The organism is Paraburkholderia sacchari, assembly GCF_000785435.2.
GTDB classification, from domain to species: Bacteria; Pseudomonadota; Gammaproteobacteria; order Burkholderiales; family Burkholderiaceae; genus Paraburkholderia; species Paraburkholderia sacchari.
In genome coordinates this window covers 590192-616470 of the sequence record NZ_JTDB02000002.1, presented here as the reverse complement: position 1 = coordinate 616470, position 26279 = coordinate 590192, and the positions used below count along the sequence as shown (strand labels likewise).

Sequence of the window (26279 nt, the reverse complement as noted above, 5' to 3'; positions counted from 1 at the left end):
AGCGGCGCTCAAGCGTCGCCGAGCGCCCCGCCAGCGCTCGCATCGGGATTTGCCCGACGTTGCATCAGCAACCGGCAACATGCACCCGCAATCACACCGCCCAGCATCGGCGCCGCCCAGAAAAGCCACAGTTGATCGAGCGCCCAGTCGCCGACGAATAGCGCCGGCCCCGTCGAGCGTGCAGGATTCATGCCGCCGTTGCTCACCGGAATGGCAATCAGATAGATGGCCGCGAAACATGCGCCCAGCGCGGCGGGCGCCGATCTGCGGCGTTGCGGCGTAGCCGACACGACAAGATGAACGAGCACGAACGCGAACGTCATGACCAGTTCGACGGCAAACACCGAGGCGAATGCGTACTCGGAAGGCGAATGCTCGTCGTAACCATTGCTGCCGAAGTCCGAAACCACGAAAGCGAAGCCCGGCCGGCCGCTCGCGACGGCGGCGAGCAGCGCCGCACCCGCGAGCGCGCCGACGGTTTGCGCGGCGACATACGGTGCGACGTCACGGGCGGGAAAGCGACCGGAAACGGCGTAGCCGATCGTGACGGCGGGATTGAAATGCGCGCTCGACACGCGCCCCGATGCATAGCTCGCGACGGCAAGCGCAAGACCAAATGCCGTCGCCATGTCGAAGACGTTCCAGCCCTGCGCCGGCGCGCTGGCATTGAGTGCGGCACTCGCACAGCCCACGAACACGAGCCATGCCGTGCCTGCGCCTTCCACTGCCAAACGCCTACCGAGCTTCATTGCCTTGCCTCCGAGCCCCGCCGCTCCGACCTGCAAACCAGAGCGCGACCTTCTTGCAGGCATGCACCGCGGCTCGCCAGCGATGTCAGAGGCGAAATCGAATGAGAGTCACGCTGTACGACAGTTCGCGCGTTGAGTGGGAAATTATGATCAGACGACTCTCATTGCCGGATAGGACAACTCTTAAAAACCGGATGACATGACGGGATTGAGCATGACAAATCCGACAAACGACAATACGCGCGCCTGTCGGGTTCGCCCTGACCGTTGGGAAACGGCGGCTGTAACGCGCGCGTGGCGCCGCCCGCGTCAGGAGGTCTCGTCCTGAACGACGCCGCACTCGATCGCGAATCGATACAGCTCGATGTCGCTGTTGAGAGCGAGTTTTTTCATGGCCGCGCACTTCTGCGCGCTGATGGTTTTGACGCTGCGCCCGAGCAGGCTGGCAATTTCAGTGACGCCGAGCCCACCGGCGTAGTGCGTGAAAACTTCGAACTCCCGCCGCGACAGCACCTGATGCAAGTGGGCTCGCCGCTGCTCACGCGACGCCTTTTCCAGCAGATCGCGCACCACCGGACCGACATATTGCTCGTGCGCCATGGCCGAGGCGATGGCAACAGGAATCAGGTCGATGCGGTCGCGCTTGCTGAGCACGGCCTCGACATCGAGTTCGATCGCGCTGCGCAGCGCCGCGGCATCGTTTTCCATGGTTAGCACGACGACGGGCTTGCCCGCATGCTCGCCCTGGAAGCTGCGGATCGCGTCGTGCCCCTCCTCGCGCCCTTCGCCGGGCATGTAGAGGTCCATCAGCACGAGATCGAACTCATGCCGCGCGGCTTCCTGAAAGAGTTGCGCCACCGATTGCGCGCGGGCGACGATCCGCACGTTCGGCAAGGTGGCGACCAGATTGTCGAGCGCGAACAGCACGAGCGGATGATCGTCGGCGACGATGATGCGCACGGGCAACGCCCGGTCGCCAACATCCGTCAACGCCAGCTCCGGCAGGCTGCGCACGCCGCCCTCGCGGCCGAATCCCGACGTCAGGTGTGCAGGCCAGACACGGGCCTGGGTAGTTGGCGGCGAGCTCATAGGAGTCCGTGGGCTCGCACGAAGGCGAACAGGCCTGCATCGTTGTTCACGCCGAGCTTCGCCATGGCGTCGCGCTTCTGGCGGCTCACGGTGCGCACGTCCCGATCCAGCGCGCGTGCGATCTCGGTGATGGAGCGGCCGTGGACGAACTGCCGGACCACCTCCGATTCGCGTGGCGAGAGGCGCGGCGCGCGCGTGCCTTCGGCACGTTCCGCTCCCGCGGCGGCAAGCGCTTCCAGGATCGGCGGGCTCACATAGCGCATGCCGCTGCCCGCGCCGCGCACCGCGCCGGTGAGCTCGTCGATGGGCTCGCTTTTGCGGATCAGCGCCGTGACGCCGGTGTTCATCACCGCGCGCAGGATGGCGACGTTCGTGATGCTGGTCAACACGACGATGCGGTACTGAGGCCAGTCACGGGACAGGCGCCGCACGAGATGCAACCCGTCTTCGGCCTCGCCGGTTTCGCCTGGCATGGTGAGATCGGTCAGCACGATGTCGCACGGCACACATTCGAGTGTGCGGAAAAGCGCGCCCGGGCCTGACGCTTCGCCGACGACCTGTATGTCTCCTGTCGCTTCGAGCGCGGAGCGTACGCCCAGCAAAACGAAAGGGTGATCGTCGGCAAGGACGACTCGTAGTTTCAAGGTGGCTCTCTCGATGTAGTAGGGGTATCGGATCGGCCCAGGTGCGCCCGATCTTGTAGCCGGGACTCACGATGCCTGTGTTGCGCAAGGCACAATCTTTCTAGAGCCGTCATCTGAACATCGATTAAAGATTCCCTGAATCAGAGATTTCCGAAACGTCAAAGCTTTTTTAACTGCATAAAAGATTCAGTTATACGAATCAAATTTAAATATTCATCCACAATTACATCGCATGCCTTTCGTTATGTCGGACTACGCCGCACACAGCGACGGTCAACATGCCGCTTCCACCTTCGTCTTTCCCTTCGACTTGTGCGAATCCGCGACGGCTGTGCGGACGGTATCTGACGGACGCGATGCGCCTGCAAATGCGGGCCACGCCAGTGCCGCACATGCGGACGCCCCAAGCCAGACAGCAGGCCAGCCCGATGCCGATAGCACCATCGGAATGGCCGAAGGTGAGATCCAGAACGCCATGAAGGCGCCGGTGTTGCCCATCGCGAGCGCGGTTCCCACACGCCCGCCTCCCGCGAGCGTGGCGAGTTCCGTGAAAGCGACGCCGTGCCATGCCGAGGCCGCGACGCCGCCCGACACGAGCAGCACAAACAGCGCCATGAACACAATGGGCACGACGTGCTCGCCGCCCGGCGCCGGGAATGCATGCGCAATACGGCTTGCGTGCGCGAACAGCATCGTCATTGCAGCGAGCAAAGCAAACAGCGCAACGCTCAACAAGGCGCATGCCCGCAGATACGCATTACGATTGCCGTGCCGGTCGGTCCAGCGTCCGCTCCAGATGCGCATGCATGCCGCGCCGAGTTGCACCGCAACGAGCGCTGCGCCAATCGCCACGCTGCCCGCATGGCCGAAGTCATGCAGGAACACGCTTGCGAACGAGATCACCGCGACCTGCGGCACGCACAACGCCGCGATGCCGGCCACCATGCGCCACACCCGAGCGCTCGATAGCGGGGAACGCGCGCGCTGCACTTCGCGCGGCCTTACGCGCGCCGCATCGCCCGAAACGGGCTCATCCGGCTCGCGTACCCAGCGCATCGTAAGGATGGCAGACAGCATGCACATTGCCGCGAGCATGCCGTAGACCCACGCGAAGCCCCCGCGCGCAGCCAGCGCCGGCAGCATCAGCGCACCGACTCCCGCGCCCGCCGGCACGGCCGTCTGCCGGATGCTCATTGCCAGACCGCGCTCGCCGGGCCCAAACCACGCCATGACAGCGCGCCCGCTCGCACCGTTCACGCTGCCACCAAGCAATCCAATGGCCAGAAAGCCGGCCTCGAGCGCGTGTGTGCCTGGCACATGAGTCGCCACAGGCACGCACCAGAGCGTCATGGCGAGCAACGCCGCCGCAGTCGAACCAAGACCCGTGAGCAGCACGCGCCGGTCGCCCCAGCGGTCGGTGAGCGCACCCCACGGCAATTCGCTCAGGACGATGCCGAGCCCGAGCATGCCCAGCACCAACCCGAGCGCGCCGGTATCGATGCGGTAGTCCGAGCGAATCCAGATCGCCGCGGCCGGCAGGCCCGAGAACGCGGCGGCAAAGCTCGCGTTCGCTGCCACGCCGACACCCAGCACCTTCCAGCGATGCGACACACCCCTGCTCCTTGCGTCCTTCATGACGCCCTCCAGAAAGTGATTGACCGCAGCCATGCTACGAGCGCACCATCTATAGGAAAAGCAGGAATATTCAATCGATGTAATCGGAAGACCCGAAACATCCATCCGGTATCGAACAGAACATCCCTTATGAACGCACGCGGACTCGACCTCGCGCAATTGCGCACTTTTCTCGCCGTCACGGAGGCGGGGAGCGTTTCGGGCGCGGCAGAACGGGTGTTTCTTTCGCAGTCTTCGGTGAGCGAGCAGTTGAAGAAGCTCGAAGCACGCATCGGCCAGCCGCTGTTCGTGCGCAGCAAGCAGGGCGTCGCACCCACGCCCGCGGGCGCGAAGCTCGTCGATCACGCGCGCCGCATCGTGGCGATGTGCGACGCCGCGTTCGACGATATGCTCGGGCGCTCGCTCGACGGCGAAGTGCGCATTGCCATTACCGACTACTTCCGGCCACACGACGTGGCCACGATCATCCGCCGCTTCGCAAACCAGCATCCGCGCCTGCGCCTTCATGTGACGGTATTGCCAAGCGCCGTGATAGAAAGCAGTGCTGATGAAAATGTTTTCGACATCGGCCTTTCGCTGCGCATGGTGGACACTCGCGGCAAGCGTGCCGGCGCAAGCGCGCCCGCGCGCAAACATTCAGCACTGCGGCGCGAGAAGCTGCTGTGGGTTGGCGCACGCGAGACGCTGCGCGAGCACGCCGCGCTTGCCCCGCCCTGGCCGCTTGTGCTGTTGCCGTCTACGTGCCAGTTGCAGCGCTATGTGTTGAAGCTGCTCGAACGCGCGCGCATCCCGTTTCTGATTTCCCATTCGGCGTCGGGGGTCGCCGGTCTGCAACTGGCGCTGCATGCGGGTCTGGGGATTTCGTGCTTGAACGAATCGGCGATCGGCGAGGGGCTGGTGGTGTGCCCGGCGTCGTTCGGCCTGCCCGCGCTGCCGGCGGCCGAATTTCATCTGCTGCCGGCGCGCCCAGGCGAGAGCGCACACGTAACGAACGCACGCGCAGCGCTCGCGGCCTTGCTCGGCTAGCGCGCGGCCGCGCAGCGCCCGATCACGACGCTGCGCCCGTCAGTGCCGCGAAACGTAGCAGATCGACATTGCCGCCCGAGATCACGATGCCCACGCGCTTGCCGCGCACGTCCACCTTGCGTTGCAGGACCGCCGCCGCCGCGAGGCAACCGGTGGGCTCGACCACGAGCTTCATGCGGCTCGCGAAAAATTTCATCGTCTCAACGAGTTCCGCGTCGCTCACCGTCACGATTTCGCTCACGCGCTCTCGGATCACCGCGAACGTATAAACGCCCAGATGCTGCGTCTGGGCGCCGTCGGCAATGGTCTTGGGCGTGTCGATGTGGACAATCGAGCCCGCCTGCAGGCTGCGCTGACCGTCGTTGCCCGCCTCGGGCTCGACGCCGATCACCGTGCAGCGCGGCGCGAGTGCATGCGCCGACGTCGCGCAGCCCGAGAGCAGCCCGCCGCCGCCAAGCGGCGTGAGCAGCACGTCGAGTTCGCCCGCATCCTCGAATAGCTCCTTGGCCGCCGTGCCCTGCCCCGCCATCACGTGCGGATGGTCGTAGGGCGGAATGAGCGTGAGGCCGCGCTCGGCGGCAAGACGCTGGCCCAGTGCTTCGCGATCTTCGGTATAGCGGTCGTAGAAGACGACTTCGCCGCCATAGCCGCGCGTGGCCTCCACCTTCACCGCCGGCGCGTCCTGCGGCATCACGATCACCGCCTTCACGCCCAGCAGTTGCGCCGAGAGCGCGATCGCCTGTGCATGATTGCCCGACGAAAACGTGATCACGCCACCCGCCTTCTGCTCCGGCGTGAACTGCGCAATGGCGTTATAGGCGCCGCGGAACTTGAACGCGCCCATGCGCTGGAGGTTCTCGCACTTGAAGAACAGCTCCGCGTCCGCAAGCGCGTTCGCCGTGCGCGAGGTCAGCACAGGCGTACGGTGCGCGACGCCCCGAATGCGCTCGTGCGCGGCGGCCACGTCGTCAAAGGAAATCGGCAGTGTGCTCATGGTCGGTGCTCGTTGGATAGATGGGGGGTAGGCAGCGGAGCGCGCCGCGCCGGGCAGCGAAGCAACCATGATAAGAAAAAACCTCGCCCGCGGGCGAGGTTCAAGGCAAAACACGAGGCCGAGCGTCAGACCGCAAAGCGTTCGCTGGCAAATTGCGCGGCGGGCACGCCTGCAGCCGCCGCCACCGCCTGTGCGGCGCTCACCATGCCGGGCGGACCGCAGACATAAAGATCGGGAGACTCGTCAGCCGATGCGAGCGCGACTTGCAGCGCCTCGACCGGCGTGCCATGAAAGCCCCGCCATGCCGAGCCGCCCTCGCGCACGCATAGATCGACGCGCAACTGCGCAAGCTCCGCCTGCAGCCGCTCGAACTCTTCCGCCATGAAAAGCTCGCTCTCGTGGTTCACGCCGAAGAAGAGCCGCGCGTCGTTCATCTCCTGAAACTCGGCCATGCGGCGCAGCATCGAAAGCACCGGCGCGAGCCCCGTGCCGCCCGCCACGAACCAGCGCGGGCGCAGGCTTTCCGCAAAGAGGCCGAAGCCGCCCTGCGGCCCGTGCACGATGAGCGCGTCGCCCACCTGGGCGCGCTCGCGCAGGTATGACGAAAACACACCTTCACGACGCAAGCGGATCAGCAGTTCAAGCCGCCCATCCCAGTTGCTCGTGTTGGCAAGCGAGAACGGCCGGCGCACGCCCATTTCGGGCAGTTCCAGTTCGACGAACTGCCCCGCTTCGAATTCGGCGGCGCTGCCGTGGACGTCATCGGGTTCGAGACGCAGTTCGAGGCGGCGCGTGTCGTCCGCGAGCGTCTCCAGTGCAGCGATGCGCGCACCGCGCACGGCGATGGGCTGCAACAGCACCTTCGTGCCGTCGTATGGCGCGGCAATGCGCAAGTCGCTGCGCGGCGTCGTGCAGCACAGCAGGACCGCGCGCGGATCTGCGGGCGGCAGCGCGTCGACGCTGTGCGCGCCAAGCGTGTAGTCGCCTCCGGCCACGCTCGCATGGCACGCGCCGCAACTGCCGCGCCGGCACTGCGACGGCAGCGTGATCTGCGCCGCCGCGGCCGCCGCCAGCACGTCCTGCTCCGGCTCGCACGCAAACGCGAACGCCTGGCCGTCGCGCGTGGTGATTTCGATTCGATGGCTCATGAATTCCTCAGCGCCGATGCGTTGCGATGCGTTGTTACGCGGCCTTGCGTTCGAGCGCGGTGGCAAGATCCGCATGCGCGTCGCCGATCGGCTGAATGCCGAACTGATCGACGAGGATCTGCAGCACGCCCGGCGAGAGGAAAGCCGGCAAAGTCGGTCCGAGGCGGATGTTGCGGATGCCGAGCGCGAGCAGCGTCAGCAGCACCGCGGCGGCCTTCTGCTCGAACCACGAGATCACGAGCGAGAGCGGCAGATCGTTCACGCCGCACTCGAACGCATCTGCAAGCGCGACGGCAATGCGGATGGCCGAATAACTGTCGTTGCACTGGCCAAGGTCGAGCAGGCGCGGAATGCCGCCGATGTCGCCGAACGCATGCCGGTTGAAGCGGTACTTGTTGCAGCCGAGCGTCATGACGACGGTGTCGTCGGGCGCAGCCTCGGCGAACTCGGTGTAGTAGTTGCGGCCGGGCGCTGCGCCGTCGCAGCCGCCGATCAGGAAGAAGTGGCGGATCTGGCCGGCCTTCACGGCGTCGATCACCTTGTCCGCCACGCCGAGCACAGTATGGCGAGCAAAACCGATGGTGACGGTTTCCTCGGGCGCCGTCTCGTGGAAGCCGGGCAAGGCGAGCGCCGCCTGCACGAGCGGCGCATACGCGCCATGTTCGAGATGGCGCACGCCGGGCCAGCCCACCGGGCCGGTCGTAAAGACACGTTGACGATATTGCGGCAGCGGCTCGATCAGGCAGTTCGAGGTCATCAGCACTGGGCCGGGGAAGTTGGCGAAATCCGCCTGCTGGTCCTGCCAGGCGCCGCCGTAGTTGCCGGCGAGGTGCGAGTAAGCCTTGAGCTTCGGATAAGCGTGCGCGGGCAGCATCTCGCCGTGCGTGTAGATTTGCACGCCGCTGTCTCTGGTGGCTTCGAGCAGGGCTTCGAGGTCGCCCAGATCATGGCCGGAAACGAGGATCGCCTTGCCCGCCACCGGCGTCATGCGCACGGCCGTGGGCTGCTGGTTGCCGAAGCGGCCCGTGTTGGCGGCGTCGAGCAATTCCATCACCTTGAGATTCAGGCTGCCGAGCGCGAGCGCGTGCTCGAGCAGCTCGTTCGCCTGCTCGGGCTCGCGCGCGAGGAATTCGAGCGCGGCTTCCACGCCTGCATACACTTCTTCGCTTTCGTAGCCCAGCACGCGAGCGTGATGCGCATACGCGCAGACGCCTTTCAAACCGTAGAGCACCAGTGCGCGCAGGCCGACGATGTCGGCGCCCAGCGTATCGAGCCCCGCATTCACGCCCGCAAGCTTTGCTTGCGCCTGCAGTTCCGCGATGTTCGCGCCGGGTTGCCAGCGCGCCGGACCGGCCGGTTCCCGCACCGCCACGCCCTGTGCGATTGCCTGCGTCCCGTAGGCCTGCTTCACGCGGTCGCGATGCTGTGCGGCTTCGCGCAGCATCGCCACGAAACGCGCGGCGTTGAAGTTCACATTGGTGAGCGTCGTGAACATCGCGTAGAGGATGAAGCGGTCGGCTTCGCGGTCGGCGCAGCCGACGCTGCGCGCAAGTGCGTTGTACTGGGCGATGCCCTTGACCGCGTGGATCAGCAGATCTTGCAGGTCCGCCGTGGTGGCGTCCTTGCCGCAGTTGCCCTTCGCCGACGCGCAACCTGGCGTTGCGTTGCTGCGGTCGGTCTGTTCACATTGATAGCAAAACACGGCTTTCTCCTTTTTTTGTGGGTGACGGCGCTGGTGCGATATCGATGTGATGCATCGACTGTCAGATCGCAACGAAGGGCCTAGTAAGATGCAAATTTGAAGCATCTTTTGGATATTCACTCTGGCGAGGAAATTTTTCCGTGATGTAGATCAGAAAAAGAGCCGGTTCCAGTTCGGAACCGTTTGACTGTGCGAAAACGCCGCAATCGGTGCGCCGCTCGATATGCACCATGACGGCTCGCGCGCAGTGCACGAGAAGCCGTCTCAAATTCTTGTCACCGCGCTATGTGGTTGACCGTGCCGGTACGGTCGCGCACCAGCGCCTCGCGCACCCGGTGCAAGGCCGAGAGCGTCTGCTGCGTCTCGTTGTGCGGACTGACGAACCGCATGCCCGGACGTGACGCGGCCTCGCAAATTGCCTGCGCATCAGCGAAATCGTTCTTATTGCCTTGCAGAAACGGTTTGACGAACTGGAGAGAGATCAGTTTGGCTTGATGCCCAAGCCCCTGGATGCGACGCGCCACCCAATGGGCGCCCGCACACGCTTTCATGACCACCGTGCAACTCGGAACATTGCCGGGCAGCGTCAACATCTGGCTGCGCGTAAGCTTCTTGCGAAATACCGCGCGGCCCGATGCCGACTGCGCGTGCAAGTGAAAGCAGTGCTTGCCCAGATCGATTCCGATCAACGAGATGGCGTCCATGACGATCTCCCAAATGGAAACAGCCCAATCAGCGTAAGCCGATTGGGCTGTTTCGGTCAGGCTGACCATCTTATTTCCCCCCGCACGAAGGCGGGGTCGATCTTTACAGCGTCGGGCTATCAGACGTCAGAACGGAATGTCGTCGTCCATCTCGTCGAAGCCGCCGCCAGCCGGCGCGTTCGAACGGCCGCCGCCACCGCCGGCACCGCCGCCGCTCGCGCGCGGCGCGCCGCCGCCCGCTGCCCGACCGCCGCCGCGCGGAGCCGACTGCTCGCGGCTATAGCCGCCGTCGTCGCCCATGTCGCCGCCCGACGAGCCGCCGCCGCTGCTGCGGCCGCCCAGCATCTGCATCTGGTCGGCGACGATTTCCGTCGAATAGCGGTCGGTGCCGTCCTGCGCTTGCCACTTGCGCGTGCGAATGCGGCCTTCGATATACACCGACGAACCCTTCTTCAGGTATTCGGAGACGATCTCGGCCAGACGGCCGAAGAACGCCACGCGGTGCCATTCGGTCATTTCCTTGAACTCGCCGGACGCCTTGTCCTTGTAGCGGTCGGTGGTCGCGAGGCGGATGTTCGCCACAGCGTCGCCGCTGGGCAGATAGCGCACTTCCGGTTCGGCGCCGAGGTTGCCGACGAGGATCACCTTGTTCACGGATGCCATGAGTTTCTCCTGTTGATTCCGTTGCGAGGAGCGGCCGCGCGGTGCATCGGCTTTGGATTGCGATGCACCGCGCGCGGACCGCCTTTCGCGAAGATTGTTGCTGCGAACGCCGGGTTCGCTTCAAAGCAGAGGGCGGATACGCCCCTGGTTCTGGCCGATCAAGCGCGCTTGGCCGGCGCCTTGACCGGCACCTTCATATAGGCCGCGATTATAAGCCAGCAGAACACGAGGCCCGAGCACGTATAGAACACCGCGCTCGCACTGCCGTGCTTGAGCAGCCAGCCGCCCACCACGCCGCCGAGCGCGAGCCCGATCGACTGAGTGGTGTTGTAGACGCCCGTGGCCGCGCCCTTGCGGTTGCCCGGTGCGAGCTTGGACACCAGCGAGGGCTGCGAGGCCTCCAGGATATTGAACCCGAGGAAGTACACGAACAGCACGGTCGCCACGATTGCTATGGTATGCGCAAGCGAGCCGAGCAGAAGCTGGCCGATCAGGATAAGCCCAATGGCCGAGCACAGCACGGCCTTCATCTTGCCCCGCTTTTCCGCGGCGATGATGGCGGGCACCATCAGGACGAACGAGACGCCCATCACGGGCAGATAAATCTTCCAGTGCGACGCCACGGGCAGGCCCGCGTCCACGAGCAGGCGCGGCACGACGAGAAAGAGCGCGGTCTGCGTGGCGTGCAGCACGAGCACGCCGAAATTCAGGCGCAGCAACTCCACGTTGTGCAGGACTTCGGCGAATGGCGCGCGCACGTGCACGGGTTTGGGCGCATCGGGCACGATCCACAGCACGACGCCCACGGCGAGAATCGAGAACACGCCCACCAGCGCGAACAGGCCGCTCATGCCCACCCAGTGGAACACGATGGGCGCGCCCACGATCGCCACCGCGAAGGACATGCCGATCGAGCCGCCCACCATCGCCATGGCCTTGGTGCGGTGCTCTTCGGCGGTGAGGTCGGCGATGAACGCGAGCACGGCCGAGGAAATCGCGCCCATGCCCTGGATCACCCGGCCGACGATGATCCACGTGATGTCGTGCGCGAAAGCCGCCACGAAGCTGCCGATGGCGAAGATCACGAGGCCGATGACGATCACAGGCTTGCGGCCCATCCTGTCCGAAAGCCAGCCATAAAAGATGTACAGGAGCGATTGCGTGACGCCGTAGGCCCCGAGCGCAATGCCGACGAGCAGCACGTTGTCGCCGCCGGGGATGGTTTTCGCGTAGACCGAAAATACCGGCATGATCATGAAGAGGCCGAGCATGCGCAACGCGAAGATCGCGGCGAGCGACACGGTCGCGCGTCGTTCCGGCGCGCTCATGCGTGAAGAAGTAGCGGGTGAATTGGAGGACATCGGAGCGTTTTTTGATTGGGCCGCCGCTGCGCGCGCGTTTTCTGGCCTTGGGGGCTGGCGAAGCGGGCATCGGGCGAGCTTCGCGGCGTTGTCATTGCGGCCGTGGCGGCCTTGCAGGGACGACAGCGATACGGGCAGCCCCCATGTCGCCATATCGGCCAGAGTTCGCGCTTCAGCTGTCGACAGAAGTTCGCGCTTTAGCGCTTACTCCTGTCCCATGCAAAGCTCTTACGTTGGCCCCACGCCTGAAACGATCCCCGGCTGCTCGTGTCGATCTTCTTTCGGCGCCCCTCGCGCAGCCTCGCTGCGGCCATCCGGGATCCTTTCAAAGACCTTCAGCAAGCCGTAACGGCGGTCTGGAAAAGTCGTTATAGTAGCAGGTTTAGCCTCCCTCTCTCCCGCAGGTTCATGGAACAAATCCGTATCCGTGGGGCCCGAACCCACAACCTGAAGAACGTCAATCTGGACCTGCCGCGCCACAAGCTCGTGGTGATCACCGGGCTTTCGGGCTCGGGCAAGTCGTCGCTGGCGTTCGACACGCTCTACGCGGAAGGCCAGCGGCGCTACGTGGAAAGCCTTTCGGCCTACGCGCGCCAGTTCCTGCAACTGATGGAGAAGCCCGACGTCGACCTGATCGAGGGTTTGTCGCCGGCGATTTCCATCGAGCAGAAGGCCACCTCGCACAATCCCCGCTCCACGGTGGGCACGGTCACCGAGATCCACGACTATCTGCGTCTGCTGTACGCGCGCATCGGCACGCCCTACTGCCCGGATCACGAGATCCCGCTGGAGGCGCAAAGCGTCTCGCAGATGGTGGACGCCGCACTCGCGCTGCCCGAAGAGACCAAACTGATGATCCTCGCGCCCGTGGTCGCCGACCGCAAGGGCGAGCACGCCGAGCTCTTCGACGACATGCAGGCGCAGGGCTTCGTGCGCTTTCGCGTGCGCTCGGGCGGCGGCACCGCCAACGAAGGCGAGGCGAAAATCTACGAAGTCGAGTCGCTGCCCAAGCTCAAGAAGAGCGAGCGCCACACCATCGACGTGGTGGTCGACCGCCTGAAGGTGCGCCCCGACATGAAGCAGCGTCTCGCGGAGTCGTTCGAAACGGCGCTGCGCCTCGCTGACGGCCGCGCCATCGCGCTCGAAATGGACACCCACCGCGAGCATCTGTTCAGCTCGAAGTTCGCCTGCCCGATCTGCTCGTATTCGCTGCCGGAACTGGAGCCGCGCCTCTTCTCGTTCAACAACCCGATGGGCGCCTGCCCCGAATGCGACGGCCTTGGCCAGATCACGTTCTTCGATCCGAAGCGCGTGGTCGCGCATCCGTCGCTCTCGCTCGCCGCGGGCGCCGTGAAGGGCTGGGACCGGCGCAATCAGTTCTACTTCCAGATGCTGCAAAGCCTCGCGGTGTTCTACGATTTCGACATCGACGCCGCGTTCGAGGACCTGCCCGAAAAGGTGCGCAAGGTCCTGCTCTACGGTTCGGGCAAGCAGGAAATCCCGTTCTCGTACATCAACGAGCGCGGCCGCACTTCGGTGCGCGAGCACGTATTCGAAGGGATCATCCCGAATCTGGAGCGCCGCTACCGCGAGACCGATTCGTCCGCGGTGCGCGAAGAACTGGCGAAATACCAGAACAACCAGGCCTGCCCGCACTGCGAAGGCACGCGCCTGCGCCGCGAGGCGCGCTTCGTGCGTATTGGTTCCAATGCGGGCTCCAATGAGGACGCACGCGCGATCTACGAGGTGAGCGGCTGGCCGCTGCGCGACACGCTCGGCTACTTCCAGACGCTGCGCCTCGAAGGCGCCAAGCGCGAGATCGCCGACAAAGTGGTCAAGGAGATCGTCGCGCGCCTGATGTTCCTCAATAACGTGGGCCTCGACTATCTCTCGCTAGAACGCAGCGCGGAAACGCTCTCGGGCGGCGAGGCGCAGCGCATCCGCCTCGCCTCGCAGATCGGCTCGGGTCTCACAGGCGTGATGTACGTGCTCGACGAGCCGTCCATCGGCCTGCATCAGCGCGACAACGACCGCCTCATCTCCACGCTCAAGCACCTGCGCGACCTCGGCAATTCGGTGATCGTCGTCGAGCACGACGAGGACATGATCCGCATGGCCGACTACGTGGTCGACATGGGCCCGGGCGCCGGCGAGCACGGCGGCATGGTGATCGCCGAAGGCACGCCCAAGGAAGTGGAGAACGACCCGGCCTCGATGACCGGCCAGTACCTCTCGGGCGCGCGCCGCATCGACTACCCCGACGAGCGCATCGAACCCGGCGAGCGGCGCCTGCGCATCGTCGAAGCCTACGGCAATAACCTCAAGCGCGTGACGCTCGACCTGCCGGTGGGTCTGCTCACCTGCGTGACGGGCGTCTCGGGCTCGGGCAAGTCCACGCTGATCAACGACACGCTCTATCACGCGGTGTCGCAGCATCTGTACGGGTCGTCGGCGCAACCCGCGCCGTTCGAGGCCATCGAAGGGCTCGAGCATTTCGACAAGGTCATCAGCGTCGACCAGTCGCCGATCGGCCGCACGCCGCGCTCGAATCCGGCCACCTACACGGGCCTTTTCACGCCCATCCGCGAGCTGTTCGCAGGCGTGCCGGCAGCCAAGGAGCGCGGCTACGAGTCGGGACGCTTCTCGTTCAACGTGAAGGGCGGCCGCTGCGAAAGCTGCCAGGGCGACGGCGTGCTCAAGGTGGAAATGCACTTCCTGCCCGATGTCTACGTGCCCTGCGACGTCTGCCATGGCAAGCGCTACAACCGCGAAACGCTGGAGATCCAGTATAAGGGACGGAACATCAGCGAAGTGCTCGACATGACTGTCGAAGCGGCCTACGAGTTTTTCAAGGCCGTGCCGGTCGTGGCGCGCAAGCTCAAGACGCTGCTCGACGTGGGCCTTGGCTATATCCGTCTCGGCCAGTCGGCCACCACGCTGTCGGGCGGCGAAGCGCAGCGCGTGAAGCTCTCGCTGGAGCTCTCGAAGCGCGATACGGGCCGCACGCTGTATATACTCGACGAGCCGACCACGGGCCTGCACTTTCACGACATCGCACTGCTGTTGGAGGTGATCCACCGGCTTCGCGACCAGGGCAATACGGTGGTGATCATCGAGCATAATCTCGATGTCATCAAAACCGCCGACTGGATCGTCGACATGGGCCCCGAAGGCGGTGCGGGCGGCGGCCAGATCGTGGCCCAAGGCACGCCCGAGCAGGTCGCGAAGGCCAAGGCAAGCTTCACGGGCCGCTATCTCGCGCCGCTGCTCAAGCGCCAGGTGGCCGCGCTCGACGCGGCTTCGGGGAAATAAGCACTAGAAAAGGTTGCGGCGGCCATGGCCGCCGCAACCCCGGCTGTAGCAACAACAGGGCGGGGGCGCTGGCGTCCCCGCGGTCTGAAGACGGAATACACCCAACATGGTCAAGCGCAACGAAGCGACCGACGATAAACAGGTGCGCGACCTGCGGCCAAGACCGGTCAGGCTCACGAGCGACATGAGCCTGCCGAAACTCTCGGCGGTGGAAATCGGCAGCTATGTGGCCGCGCTCGCCGGCTTGTGGGCGGTGCTGCATCTGAATCTGCTTGGCGCGCTGCTCGCGGGGATGCTCGTCTTCCAGCTCGTGCACACCATCGCGCCGCTGATCGAGCGGCGCATGTCGAGCCAGCGCGCGCGCTGGCTCTCGGTCGTGCTGGTTTCCATTGTGATCGTGGGCGTGCTCACGGGCATCACCGTGGGCGTCATCGAACAGTTCGAAAACGACGTGCCGAGCGTCCAGAAGGTGATGGCGCAAATGATGACGTTCGTGGACCAGGCGCGCGCGCGGATTCCCGACGCCATCGCGGCCTATCTGCCCGTGGATGTCACCCAGATGAAGCTCAAGGCCATCGCGCTCATGCACGAGCACGCCACCCAGCTCGGCCAGGGCGGCAAGAACGCCGCGCGCATCTTCGGGCATATCGTGATCGGCATGATCATCGGCGCGATTGTCGCCATCGGCGCGCAGAAGAATGCCACGCGGCTGCCGCTCTCGACCGCCTTCGTCACGCGCGTGGCGCGCTTCGCCGATGCGTTCCGCCGCATCGTGTTCGCCCAGGTGAAGATCTCGGCCATCAACACGGTGTTCACCGGGCTCTTCCTGCTGCTCGTGCTGCCGCTCTTTCACGCGCCGCTGCCGCTCGCGAAAATGCTCGTCGTGGTGACCTTCGTGGTCGGCTTGCTGCCCGTGATCGGCAACCTGATCTCGAACACGCTGATCGTCGCGATCGCGCTCACCGTGAGCCTGCCCGCGGCCGTCACGGCGCTCGCGTTCCTGATCGTGATTCACAAGCTCGAATACTTCCTGAACGCGCGCATCGTGGGCGGCCAGATCGAGGCACGCACGTGGGAGCTGCTGGTCGCGATGCTCGTGATGGAAGCCGCGTTCGGCATCCAGGGCGTGATTGCCGCGCCCATCTTCTACGCCTATATCAAGCGCGAGCTGATCTATCTGCGGCTCGTCTGAGCCCTTGGCATCCGGCAAGGCGGCATGCGCCGCCTCATCTCTCGCGCGGCTCGCCCATGCCGTCCGCCATGCCCTCCTGTCCCACCGCATAGACGGCCACCTGCACACGGCTCGTGAGATTCAGCTTGCGCAGGATGTTGCGCACGTGAATCTTCACCGTGCTTTCGGCCAGATCGAGCGTGCGCGCGATCTCCTTGTTGCTTGCGCCGCGCGCGAGCTCGCGCACGATGTCGCGCTCGCGCGCGGTGAGCGTCTCGCCGCTCGTGCGCGGCGCGCTGGGCGAGCTCGGCGCCGCCGCCGGCTTGCGCATCTGCTCGACGAGCTTCGCGGTCATGTGCTCGGTGATCACCGGCTGGCCGGCGGCCGCCTTGCGGATGGCCGCAACCAGCGCGTCGGCATCGATGCTCTTGAGCAGGAAGCCGCTCGCGCCCGCGCGCATCGCCGCGGTGAGCTCGTCGGCTTCCTCCGAGACGGTCAGCATGACAACGGCGGCATCGGGCAGGTCCTGCACCAGCAATTGCAGCGTTTCGAGCCCCGAGAGGCCGGGCATGTTCAGATCTAGCAAGATCACGTCGGGCTCGTGCTGCTGCGCGCGTTTTATGCCCTCGACGCCGTCCGAGGCTTCCCCCACCACTTCGAGGTCTGGCTGGCGTTGCAAGAGCGCGCTCACGCCCGAGCGAAAAAGCGTGTGGTCGTCGATGAGCAGAATGCGGATGGTCATGGCCTGAAATTCGGATCGTGGCGATTCGGTCTGTGGTGGCGCGAAGCCCAGTGCCTCGGGTGGATCGAGCGAATAAAACGAATAAAGCGAATCAAGCCGCCTTGCGGCTCGCGGCCGGCAGCACGAGTTCCACGCGCGAGCCGCGCCCCGGCGCGCTGTCGAGCGTGAGCGTTCCCGCGAGACGCTTGGCGCGCTCGCGCATGATATGGAAACCGACATGGGCCTCGCCGCGCGCGGCAATGTCGGCAGGATCGTAGCCTACGCCATCATCTTCGATGGTGAGACGGAAGTCGCGCCGGTTGACCACACTCACATGCACGTGCTGCGCCTCGGCATGCTTGCGGATGTTCGACAGCGCCTCCTGTAGCACGAACAGGACCTGGAGTTGCTGATCGGCCGGCAGCGACGGGCCGCCCTCGTCGCGATAATCGAGGGTCAGCTCGGCGTCGGACTGGCGCCGAAAGCGCGCCACCGTGTCGTCCACCGCGGGCCGCAGCGCGCCCGACTCGAGCTTCGAGCGGAAGTTCAGCAGCAGCTCGCGCACGTCGTCGTAGCTCTCCTTCACGCCGCCCGCGAGCAGCGGCACGATCTCGCGCGCTTCGTCGAGGTTGCCGTCGGCCACCGCGCCATCGAGCAGGTGCACCTGCATCTTCAGAAAGCTCAGCCCCTGCGCAATGCTGTCGTGCAGCCCCTGGGCGACGAGATTGCGCTCCTCCGAAACCGCGAGCTGGCGCGCGAGCGCCGCGAGGCGCCGGTTCTTCAGCGCCACGCCGAGATGGCGGCCGAGCGTTTGCAGCAGCTGAACTTCCGAGGGTGGCATCTCGCGCTCGCGCCGAAAGTGCAGCGAGAACGTTCCGAGCGGCTCGCTCTGCGAAACGATGCCGAATACCGCGACGCTCGCGAAACCCGCGCGCAAGCAATGCTGCGCATGCTCGCGCTCGGCGTCGCTCATGGCGGGCATGCGCCCCTTGGCGCCCGCGCCGGCAACGAGGTTGCGCAGATCGACCACCACCGGCTCTTCCGCCGACGCGGCCCCGCATGCGCAGTCTTGCGCGGGCATGCATTGCTCGGCGCGCACGATGTCCTCCGGCAGGCCTTCGGCGACCAGCAGATGCAGATTGTCTTCATCGCCGGAGGCGATGCGCACCGTCCCGCCATCGGCCTCGAACTCGCGCATCAGGCGCGTGAGGAAATCGCGGCACAGCGGCTCCATCGGCCCCGGCGTATTGAGGAAGGCCGCCATTTCGTACAGGATGCGCAGCTCGCGATTCTGCGCTGCCAGTTGCGCGGTCTTCACGTCCACGCGCGCGGCGAGGTCCTGATACAGCGCTTGCAGCTCGGCGACCATCTGGTTGAACCCCTGCGCGAGATGGCCGAATTCGTCGCGCGTATCGACGGGCAAACGCGTATCGAACTCCTGCGCCTCGATGCGCGCGAGCCCGTCCTGCAGGCGCTGCACGGGCACCACGAACCACAGGTAAAGCAGATAGACGATCGCCACGGTGCCCACGCACGAGAGCGCCGCGAGGGCGATCTGCGAAGTGCGCAGCCACGCTGTCTTGCGCGCGTTCTCGCGCTCGATCAGCACGACTAGCCGATTGGCGTCATCGACGAAGCCGGGCAGCAGCGCAAGATACGCAGACGGCGCACCCAAGCCCAGAACGCGGTCGCGCTGCACGGCCGGCTCGAGCCGTTCGTGCCACGACGTGGCAACCCGGTCGAATTGGCGGCGAATCAGCACATCGTCGGGCAGGAATAGCGGGCGAGCCGCGTTGCCTTCGTGCAGTTGGCGCAGGGTTTCGTTGAGCTGGCCGATCTGCGCATCGAGTCGCGAAGGCCTGCCCTGGCGGCTTTCCCACAGTTCGATGGCCACCGCATTCGCGCGCATGCGCAGGCTGCCCGCGTCGTTGATCGCGGCGCCCGCGCCTTCGAGCTGCCACGAGAGCCAGAGCGTGCCGCCGATCATCGTGAGCACGATCGCGAGCACGACCGTGGAGAGCACAACGATGCGCGTGGACAGGCGGCGGCGGAAGGGCGCCAGCGAGCCGGCTGAAGTGGCGGCCGATGTGGAGCCTGAAGTAGCGGCTGACTGAGCGGCTGACTGAGCGGCTGACTGAGCGGCTGACTGAGCGGCTGAAGTAGCGGCTGAAGTAGCGGCTGACTGAGCGCCTGAAATAGCGGCTCCGGCAGCCGCCAGATGCGGCCCGGAGCGGGCGCCGGAATCGGGAGAACGGGTCATCGCCATAAAAGACACGGAGAACGAAGTGCGGCGCGCGGGCGCCGGTATGCCTCATTATCGGTTGACGTATCGCAAACAGCACGACCGGCGGCCGGATTAGCCGTGGACTGCGACACTATGCGCCAGTTCGCGATGGCGTGCCATCCGGGTGTTCGGTGAAAAGGCATAAAAAAGCATAAAAAAAGGGAGCTCACGTATCGCTTGCTCCCCGCAAAAGAACGGCCGATCCCCACGGCCGCCCAGAGGCAACTACGGCAACTACGGCAACTACGGCAACTTCAGCGACTTCGGCAACTTCAACAACGTCGCAATGAAGACAGGCGAGCCAGGCCGGCGGCGCGCCTCAGGCGCATGCCTAGCGGCTGCGCACGAGCTGCCATGCGCGCGACAAATAGGTGACCGAAGCCAGCCCGCTCCACACGTGCACGAGACGCGTGAACGGGAAGATCACGAACAGCGTCATGCCCATGAACAGATGCAGGCGGAACACAAGCGGCGCGTCGACCACGTAGCTCGCGGCGTCGCCACGGAACGTGACGATGTGCTGCGCCCAGTTCATGAAGCGCACCATCATGGCACCATCCATATGGCTCGCCGATGCGCCGATCGTCGTGAGCCCGAGCAGCAGCGTGACGAGGATCCACAGCAGCAGCACCTTGTCGCCGAAGCGCGTGACCGCCGAAATGCGCGCGTTCGTGAAGCGGCGGTGCAGCAGGATCGCGAGACCCGCGAGACACATCGTGCCCATCACGCCGCCGGCGACCATCGCCACGAGCTGCTTGGCCTCATGCGGCACGCCGAGCCAGTCCCAGACCGCGACAGGCGTGAGCAGGCCCACGAGGTGCCCGGCGAAGAGCCCGAGAATGCCGATGTGAAAGAGGATATTGCCGAGACGCAGTTGCCCGCGATAGAGCAATTGCGAACTGTCGGCCTTCCACGTGTACTGCTCGCGCTCGAAGCGCGCGAGCGAGCCGAACAGGAAGACCGATGCGGCGATGTACGGATAGATGCCGAACAGAAACTGGTTGAACATGTTCATTGCATTTCCTTTGTGCGACCGGGCATGGCGGACGAAGCTGCATGCGCCGCGCGCGGGTGGAACTGGACAATCTGCGGCGCGTTCGCGGCACCAGCGCCGAACGGCTGCAGGAGGGGCTCGACGCCGTCGGCGCCCGTGCCGAAGCGCTCGAGCGCTTCGTCCATGTCGCGTATCGGCGCGCCGGTGATCGGCAGCGGCTCGACCACGCTCATCTCGCACAGCACGGCGAAGATGGCGGCGTAGGGGCTCTCGTCGCGCTCGAGCTGCTTGCCGAGCGCGGCGAGCACGTGAATCGCCTCGCCGAGCAGCGCGCTGGCTTCTTCGTCGCTGATCAGGCCGAGCACTTCGAGAAAGAGCGGCACGTAATCGGGCAACTCGCTGGCAGTGACATCGAGGCCGAAGCTGCGATATTCGTCGAGCAGATCGACCATCGCCTGGCCACGCGCGCGGCTTTCGCCGTGCACGTGCTCGAACAGATGGAGCGAGTGGCGCGGATTGCGATCGAACGTCGCTACATAGATTTCCTGCGACTCCGTGAGCGAGCGCTCGCGCAGCGCCGCAATGAGCGGCGCGAGTTCGCGCGCGGCGAACGACCCGTGCGGCGAGGTGGCGAGCACGCCCTCGATTTCGTCGAGCGCATCGAGCAGGGGCTGCTCGGGATAGTCGAGCAGCGCGGAGAGAACGGAATAGATCGACATGATGGTGTCCTCCTCAGCTTTCCGACGTAGCCTTGCGGCGCGACTTCGGCATATCGGCGAACACCACGCTGCCCTCGTGCTTCGTGCCGAAGAGCGAGCCATCCGAAACGCCGCCTGAGCACCCGTTGCCGAACGAGAAGCCGCAACTGCCCTTCTCATTGAACGAGTCCTCAACCATTTCCTTGTGCGACGACGGCACCACGAAGCGGTCCTCGTAGTTCGCGATCGCCATGGTGCGGTACATGTCCTCGACCTGTTCGGCGGTGAGGCCCGCGCGCTTGAGCAGCGCGTTGTCGTTCACGCCGTCCACCGACTGCGTACGCTTGTACGCGCGCATCGTAAGCATGCGGTTGAGCGCCGATATCACGGGCTTCTCGTCGCCCGCAGTGAGCAGGTTCGCGAGATAGCGCATGGGAATGCGCAGGCTCGCCACATCGGGAATCACGCCGTCCATGCCGATATGACCCGCGTCCGCGGCCGACTGGATCGGCGAGAGCGGCGGCACGTACCAGACCATCGGCAGCGTGCGGTACTCGGGGTGCAGCGGGAACGCGATCTTCCACTCGACCGCCATGCGGTACACGGGCGACTTCACGGCCGCATCGAGCCAGCTTTGCGGCACGCCCTGGCGCAGCGCCTCGGCCTGGATATCCGGATCGTGCGGATCGAGGAACACGTCGAGTTGCGACGCGTACAGGTCCTGGGTCGACTCGACGGCAGCGGCCTCGCCAATGCGATCCGCGTCGTAGAGCATCACGCCCAGATAGCGGATGCGGCCCACGCAGGTTTCCGAGCACACCGTCGGCTGACCGGCTTCGATGCGCGGATAGCAGAAGATGCACTTCTCGGCCTTGCCGCTCTTCCAGTTGAAATACATCTTCTTGTACGGGCAGCCCGAGATGCACATGCGCCAGCCGCGGCACTTGTCCTGGTCGACGAGCACGATGCCGTCGTCCTCGCGCTTGTAGACCGAGCCCGAAGGGCACGACGCCACGCACGCCGGGTTCAGGCAGTGCTCGCACAGACGCGGCAGATACATCATGAAGGTGTTCTCGAAGCTCGAGTACATCTCCTTCTGCACATTCTCGAAGAGCTGGTCGCGGCTGCGCGATTCGAACTCGCCGCCGAGGTCGTCTTCCCAGTTAGGACCCCAATGGATCTTGTCCATCTTCTTGCCGGTGATCACCGAGACAGGGCGCGCCGTGGGCGGCGTCTCCGAGAGACCCGCCTTTTGCAGATGCTCGTAGTCGTAGGTGAACGGCTCGTAGTAGTCGTCGATGGCCGGCAGATTCGGGTTGGCGAAGAGGTTGGCCAGCACCTTGAGCTTGGGCCCCTGGCGCGGCTCGAGCTTGCCATTCGGGTTGCGCACCCAGCCACCCTTCCACTTCTCCTGGTTTTCCCATTCCTTCGGATAACCGATGCCGGGCTTCGTCTCGACGTTGTTGAACCACGCGTACTCGACGCCGTCGCGCGAGGTCCACACGTTCTTGCACGTGACGGAGCACGTATGGCAGCCGATGCACTTGTCCAGATTCAGGACCATCGCCACCTGAGCGCGGATTTTCATGATGCTGCTCCTTCCTTCATCGGGCCTTCGAGCCACTCGACCTTCTTCATCTTGCGAACGATCACGTATTCGTCGCGATTGCTGCCGACCGTGCCGTAGTAATTGAAGCCGTATGCCAACTGCGCGTAACCGCCGATCATGTGCGTGGGCTTGAGCACCGTGCGCGTGACCGAGTTGTGAATGCCGCCGCGCTTGCCGCTCGTTTCCGCGCCAGGCACGTTGATGATCTTTTCCTGGGCGTGATACATGAGGCACATGCCGCGCGGCACGCGCTGGCTCACCACGACGCGCGCAGTGAGCGTGCCGTTCACGTTGAACACTTCGACCCAGTCGTTATCGACGAGACCCGCTTCCTTCGCCTCGACCTCCGAGACCCACACATGCGGGCCGCCGCGCGAGAGCGTGAGCATGCGCAGGTTGTCCGTGTAGGTGGAGTGGATGCCCCACTTCTGGTGTGGCGTGATCCAGTTCAGCACCAGCTCGCTTTCGCCGTTGGGCTTCGCGCCGAGCATCGGCGCAATCGTCTTTGTGTCGATGGCCGGCTTGTAGTTGCAGAAGCCTTCGCCGAAATCGAGCATCCAGCGGTGATCCTGATAGAACTGCTGGCGGCCCGTGAGCGTGCGCCATGGAATCAGCTCATGCACGTTCGTGTAGCCGGCGTTGTAGCTCACCTCTTCCGATTCGAGCCCCGACCACGTGGGTGCGGAGATGATCTTGCGCGGCTGCGCCTGCACGTCGCGAAAGCGGATCTTGTCGTGCTCGCGGCCTTCGGCCAGATGCGTATGGTCGCGGCCCGTGATCTTCGAAAGCGCGTCCCACGCCTTCACCGCGACGTGGCCGTTGGTTTCGGGCGCGAAGGTGAGAATCATCTCGGCGGCGTCGATGGCGGTCTCGAGGCGCGGGCGTCCTGCCGTCACGCCTGAGCGCGCATCGCCATGGGTGCCCGTGAGGTGAGCGAGTTCGCCCACTTCATGCTGGGTGTTCCAGTTGATGCCCTTGCCGCCGTTGCCTAGCTTGTCGAGCAGCGGCCCGACCGAGGTGAACTTGTTATAGATCTCGCGATAGTCGCGCTCCACCACCGTCATCGACGGCGCGGTCTTGCCCGGAATCAAATCGCATTCGCCGTGGCGCCAGTCCTTCGGCTCGAACGCCTGGCCGAGTTCGCCCGGCGTGTCGTGCATGAGCGGCGTGCAGACGAGGTCGGTACGCGTGCCGAGGTGTTCGCCGCCGATCTCCGAGAACTTCTTCGCGATCGCCTTGTAGATCTCCCAGTCGGTCTTGCTTTCCCACAGCGGCTGCACGGCCTCGGAAAGCGGATGGATGAACGGGTGCATGTCGGACGTGTTGAGGTCGTCCTTTTCGTAGAACGTGGCCGTCGGCAGCACGATGTCGCCGTACAGGCACGTGGTGCTCATGCGGAAATCGAGCACCGTGAGCAGATCGAGCTTGCCCTCGGCCGCCTCGCGCACCTTCACTTCGGACGGCTTGATCTCGTCGGCTTCGTCGCCGAACAGCGCGTTCTGCGTGCCAAGCAAATACTTCAGGAAGTACTCGTGGCCCTTGCCCGAGCTGCCGAGAATATTCGAGCGCCACACGAACATGTTGCGCGGGAAGTTCACGGGATTGTCGGGGTCGTCGCAGGCGAAGTTCAGTTCGCCTGACTTCAGTTTCTCGACGGTGTACTGCACCGGCGGCACGCCTGCGCGCTTCGCGGCGTCCACCACGTCGAGCGGGTTTGCGCCCAGTTGCGGCGCCGAAGGCAGCCAGCCCATGCGCTCGGACTTCGCGTTGAGGTCGAGCATCGAGAGGTTCTGATAACGCTTGCGGTCGGCGCCCGGCCCGAGGATCTCGTCGATCCCGACTTTCTCGTGACGCCACTGGCTCGTGTGGTTGTAGAAGAACGACGTGCCGTTCATCTGGCGCGGCGGGCGCTGCCAGTCGAGCGCGAACGCGAGCGGCGCCCAGCCGAATTGCGGACGCAGCTTTTCCTGGCCCACGTAGTGCGCCCAGCCGCCGCCGCTTTGGCCGATACAGCCGCACATCATCAGCAGATTGATGATGCCGCGGTAGATCATGTCGTTGTGATACCAGTGATTGAGGGCCGCGCCCACGATCACCATGCTCTTGCCATGCGTGCGGTCGGCGTTGTCTGCAAATTCGCGCGCCACCTGGATCACGAGCTTGCGCGGCACCGTGGTGTGCTTCTCCTGCCATGCGGGCGTGCAGGGCACGTCGTCATCGTAGGAGGACGCCACGTTCGGGCCGCCGAGGCCCTGGTCGACGCCATAGTTGGCCATCTGCAGGTCGTATACGGTCGCAACCAGTGCGCTCGTGCCGTCCGCGAGCGCCACGCGCTTCGCGGGCACACGGCGCGCGAGCAGCGCACCGTGCTCGCCGCCGAAGTACGGGAGGCTCACTTCCACCACTTCGTCATGCTGATCGATCAGCGAGAGACGCGGATCGATCTCGCGGCCGCTGCCTCCATCCTTCATTTCGAGGTTCCAGCGGCCCACCTTCTTGCCGCCATCGTGCTCGCCCTCGCCCCAGCGGAAGCCGATCGAGCCGTTCGGCGCGACGATGTCGCCCGTGGCCGCGTCGATCGCCAGCGTCTTCCATTGCGGGTTGTTCGCTTCGTCGAGATTGCCGGTGAGCTGCGAGGCGCGCAGGAACTGGTCCGGCACCACGGCGCCGTCACGCTCGGCGAGTGTGACGAGCAGCGGCATGTCGGTGTACTGCTTCACATAATCGCGGAAATACGCGGATTTGCCGCTTGCGTGGAATTCCTTGAGCACCACATGACCCATCGCGAGCGCGAGCGCCGCGTCGGTGCCCTGCTTCGGCGCGAGCCAGATGTCGCCGAACTTCACCATCTCGCCGAAGTCCGACGAGACCGCCACCGTCTTGGTGCCCTTGTAGCGAACCTCGGTGTAGAAGTGGGCGTCGGGCGTGCGCGTTTGCGGTACGTTCGAACCCCACACCATCAAATACGTCGAGTTGTACCAGTCGGCCGATTCGGGCACGTCGGTCTGTTCGCCCCAGATCTGCGGCGAGGACGGCGGCAAATCGCAATACCAGTCGTAGAACGAAAGACACGCGCCGCCGATCAGGCTCAGGTAGCGCGCACCCGCCGCGTACGAGACCATCGACATGGCGGGAATCGGCGAGAAGCCGATCACGCGGTCCGGGCCGTACTCGCCCACGGTGTAGGCGTTGGCCGCCGCAATCATTTCGGTGGCCGTATCCCAGTCGGCGCGCACGAAGCCGCCCTGGCCGCGCGCACGCTTGTAGCGCGCCGCCTTCTCGGGATTTTCGACGATCGAGGCCCAGGCCTTGACCGGATCGAGCGTGCGGCGCGCATCGCGCCACATGTCCATCAGGCGGCCGCGAATCATCGGATATTTCACGCGCTGCGCCGAATAGACGTACCAGCTGTACGAGGCGCCACGCGGACACCCGCGCGGTTCATGATTGGGCAAATCGGCGCGTGTGCGCGGGTAGTCGGTCTGCTGCGTTTCCCACGTGATCAAGCCGTTCTTCACGTAGACCTTCCACGAGCACGAACCCGTGCAGTTTACGCCGTGGGTCGAGCGCACAATCTTGTCGTGCTGCCAGCGGCTGCGATAGCCGTCTTCCCACTTGCGGTCTTCGTTCACCACCGCGCCGTGACCCTTCGAGAAGGTCGACTTCACACGCGACATGAACTTCAACCGGTCCAGAAAGTAACTCATACGATGCTCCGGGACTGCTGATGTTTTGTCATCGACTGCGCCTGCTGTTTCGCGCCGCCTGCACCTTT

The 26279-nt window shown here is 64.9% G+C and carries 18 protein-coding genes and 2 pseudogenes; 3 read left to right on the top strand and 17 right to left on the bottom strand.

Going from position 1 to position 26279, the window contains the following annotated elements:
* Positions 1-8: 8 nt before the first annotated feature.
* The 5 genes and pseudogenes from NH14_RS09575 to NH14_RS09560 all read right to left on the bottom strand — a co-directional run bounded on the left by NH14_RS09575 (position 9) and on the right by NH14_RS09560 (position 4117).
* Complete coding sequence (locus tag NH14_RS09575; RefSeq protein WP_084225975.1) at positions 9-749, bottom strand: aquaporin; 741 nt, start codon at positions 747-749, stop codon at positions 9-11.
* A gap of 309 nt (positions 750-1058) precedes the next feature.
* Entirely contained in the window at positions 1059-1349 is a 291-nt protein-coding gene (locus NH14_RS34215; RefSeq protein WP_508613265.1) for a LuxR C-terminal-related transcriptional regulator, read from the bottom strand.
* A gap of 93 nt (positions 1350-1442) precedes the next feature.
* A pseudogene (locus NH14_RS34210) lies at positions 1443-1676 on the bottom strand (response regulator); the annotation flags it as partial.
* A 158-nt stretch (positions 1677-1834) separates the two neighbouring features.
* Positions 1835-2482, bottom strand: coding sequence for a response regulator (locus tag NH14_RS09565; RefSeq protein WP_035534132.1), 648 nt, complete (start codon positions 2480-2482; stop codon positions 1835-1837).
* 273 nt (positions 2483-2755) lie between these two features.
* Positions 2756-4117, bottom strand: coding sequence for an MFS transporter (locus tag NH14_RS09560; protein WP_035534133.1), 1362 nt, complete (start codon positions 4115-4117; stop codon positions 2756-2758).
* A gap of 129 nt (positions 4118-4246) precedes the next feature.
* On the opposite strand from NH14_RS09560, the gene NH14_RS09555 reads away from it, so the two are divergent.
* A complete protein-coding gene (locus tag NH14_RS09555; protein ID WP_035534134.1) occupies positions 4247-5143 on the top strand; it encodes a LysR family transcriptional regulator in 897 nt (298 codons plus the stop codon).
* 22 nt (positions 5144-5165) lie between these two features.
* On the opposite strand, the gene NH14_RS09550 is transcribed toward NH14_RS09555, so the two are convergent.
* From NH14_RS09550 to NH14_RS09525, 6 genes and pseudogenes are all read right to left on the bottom strand, one after another.
* Entirely contained in the window at positions 5166-6137 is a 972-nt protein-coding gene (locus NH14_RS09550) for a threo-3-hydroxy-L-aspartate ammonia-lyase (RefSeq protein WP_035534135.1), read from the bottom strand.
* A 125-nt stretch (positions 6138-6262) separates the two neighbouring features.
* Entirely contained in the window at positions 6263-7285 is a 1023-nt protein-coding gene (locus NH14_RS09545) for a 2Fe-2S iron-sulfur cluster binding domain-containing protein (protein ID WP_035534150.1), read from the bottom strand.
* Between the two features lie 34 nt (positions 7286-7319).
* Positions 7320-8987, bottom strand: a complete 1668-nt coding sequence (gene hcp / locus NH14_RS09540; RefSeq protein WP_035534136.1) for a hydroxylamine reductase — start codon at positions 8985-8987, stop codon at positions 7320-7322.
* A 284-nt stretch (positions 8988-9271) separates the two neighbouring features.
* Positions 9272-9691, bottom strand: a pseudogene (locus NH14_RS09535) (IS110 family transposase); the annotation flags it as partial.
* Positions 9692-9817: 126 nt separating this feature from the next.
* The gene (locus NH14_RS09530) at positions 9818-10354 is read right to left on the bottom strand and encodes a single-stranded DNA-binding protein (protein ID WP_168727136.1); all 537 of its coding nucleotides are present in this window, start codon (positions 10352-10354) and stop codon (positions 9818-9820) included.
* Positions 10355-10512: 158 nt separating this feature from the next.
* On the bottom strand, positions 10513-11715 hold the full coding sequence (locus NH14_RS09525) for an MFS transporter (protein ID WP_331253435.1): 1203 nt from the start codon (positions 11713-11715) through the stop codon (positions 10513-10515).
* Positions 11716-12123: 408 nt separating this feature from the next.
* Here NH14_RS09525 and uvrA point away from each other — a divergent pair, with 408 nt between their 5' ends.
* Together uvrA and NH14_RS09515 are read left to right on the top strand one after the other, a co-directional pair.
* Positions 12124-15027, top strand: a complete 2904-nt coding sequence (uvrA, locus tag NH14_RS09520) for an excinuclease ABC subunit UvrA (RefSeq protein WP_035523887.1) — start codon at positions 12124-12126, stop codon at positions 15025-15027.
* A gap of 106 nt (positions 15028-15133) precedes the next feature.
* On the top strand, positions 15134-16219 hold the full coding sequence (locus NH14_RS09515) for an AI-2E family transporter (RefSeq protein WP_035523884.1): 1086 nt from the start codon (positions 15134-15136) through the stop codon (positions 16217-16219).
* A 34-nt stretch (positions 16220-16253) separates the two neighbouring features.
* Here NH14_RS09515 and NH14_RS09510 read toward each other — a convergent pair whose 3' ends face one another.
* The 6 genes from NH14_RS09510 to NH14_RS09485 form a co-directional block, all read right to left on the bottom strand.
* Entirely contained in the window at positions 16254-16940 is a 687-nt protein-coding gene (locus NH14_RS09510; protein ID WP_035523881.1) for a response regulator, read from the bottom strand.
* Between the two features lie 91 nt (positions 16941-17031).
* Entirely contained in the window at positions 17032-18942 is a 1911-nt protein-coding gene (locus tag NH14_RS09505) for a type IV pili methyl-accepting chemotaxis transducer N-terminal domain-containing protein (RefSeq protein WP_244143436.1), read from the bottom strand.
* A 592-nt stretch (positions 18943-19534) separates the two neighbouring features.
* A complete protein-coding gene (gene narI / locus NH14_RS09500) occupies positions 19535-20218 on the bottom strand; it encodes a respiratory nitrate reductase subunit gamma (protein ID WP_035523876.1) in 684 nt (227 codons plus the stop codon).
* A complete protein-coding gene (gene narJ / locus NH14_RS09495; RefSeq protein ID WP_035523873.1) occupies positions 20215-20916 on the bottom strand; it encodes a nitrate reductase molybdenum cofactor assembly chaperone in 702 nt (233 codons plus the stop codon). Before narJ ends, narI begins: the two co-directional genes overlap by 4 nt.
* A gap of 13 nt (positions 20917-20929) precedes the next feature.
* Entirely contained in the window at positions 20930-22483 is a 1554-nt protein-coding gene (narH, locus tag NH14_RS09490; RefSeq protein WP_035523871.1) for a nitrate reductase subunit beta, read from the bottom strand.
* On the bottom strand, positions 22480-26211 hold the full coding sequence (locus tag NH14_RS09485) for a nitrate reductase subunit alpha (protein WP_035523868.1): 3732 nt from the start codon (positions 26209-26211) through the stop codon (positions 22480-22482). The genes narH and NH14_RS09485 overlap by 4 nt, the downstream gene beginning before the upstream one ends.
* Positions 26212-26279: the final 68 nt, after the last annotated feature.

Excerpts from the sequence above, each read along its gene's own strand:
- NH14_RS09575 (WP_084225975.1), bottom strand. The coding sequence starts at position 749 with ATGAAGCTCGGTAGGCGTTTGGCAGTGGAAGGCGCAGGCACGGCATGG.
- NH14_RS34215 (WP_508613265.1), bottom strand. The coding sequence starts at position 1,349 with ATGGCGCACGAGCAATATGTCGGTCCGGTGGTGCGCGATCTGCTGGAA.
- NH14_RS09560 (WP_035534133.1), bottom strand. The coding sequence starts at position 4,117 with ATGAAGGACGCAAGGAGCAGGGGTGTGTCGCATCGCTGGAAGGTGCTG.
- NH14_RS09555 (WP_035534134.1), top strand. The coding sequence starts at position 4,247 with ATGAACGCACGCGGACTCGACCTCGCGCAATTGCGCACTTTTCTCGCC.
- NH14_RS09550 (WP_035534135.1), bottom strand. The coding sequence starts at position 6,137 with ATGAGCACACTGCCGATTTCCTTTGACGACGTGGCCGCCGCGCACGAG.
- NH14_RS09545 (WP_035534150.1), bottom strand. The coding sequence starts at position 7,285 with ATGAGCCATCGAATCGAAATCACCACGCGCGACGGCCAGGCGTTCGCG.
- NH14_RS09530 (WP_168727136.1), bottom strand. The coding sequence starts at position 10,354 with ATGGCATCCGTGAACAAGGTGATCCTCGTCGGCAACCTCGGCGCCGAA.
- NH14_RS09525 (WP_331253435.1), bottom strand. The coding sequence starts at position 11,715 with ATGTCCTCCAATTCACCCGCTACTTCTTCACGCATGAGCGCGCCGGAA.
- uvrA (WP_035523887.1), top strand. The coding sequence starts at position 12,124 with ATGGAACAAATCCGTATCCGTGGGGCCCGAACCCACAACCTGAAGAAC.
- NH14_RS09515 (WP_035523884.1), top strand. The coding sequence starts at position 15,134 with ATGGTCAAGCGCAACGAAGCGACCGACGATAAACAGGTGCGCGACCTG.
- NH14_RS09510 (WP_035523881.1), bottom strand. The coding sequence starts at position 16,940 with ATGACCATCCGCATTCTGCTCATCGACGACCACACGCTTTTTCGCTCG.
- narI (WP_035523876.1), bottom strand. The coding sequence starts at position 20,218 with ATGAACATGTTCAACCAGTTTCTGTTCGGCATCTATCCGTACATCGCC.
- narJ (WP_035523873.1), bottom strand. The coding sequence starts at position 20,916 with ATGTCGATCTATTCCGTTCTCTCCGCGCTGCTCGACTATCCCGAGCAG.
- narH (WP_035523871.1), bottom strand. The coding sequence starts at position 22,483 with ATGAAAATCCGCGCTCAGGTGGCGATGGTCCTGAATCTGGACAAGTGC.
- NH14_RS09485 (WP_035523868.1), bottom strand. The coding sequence starts at position 26,211 with ATGAGTTACTTTCTGGACCGGTTGAAGTTCATGTCGCGTGTGAAGTCG.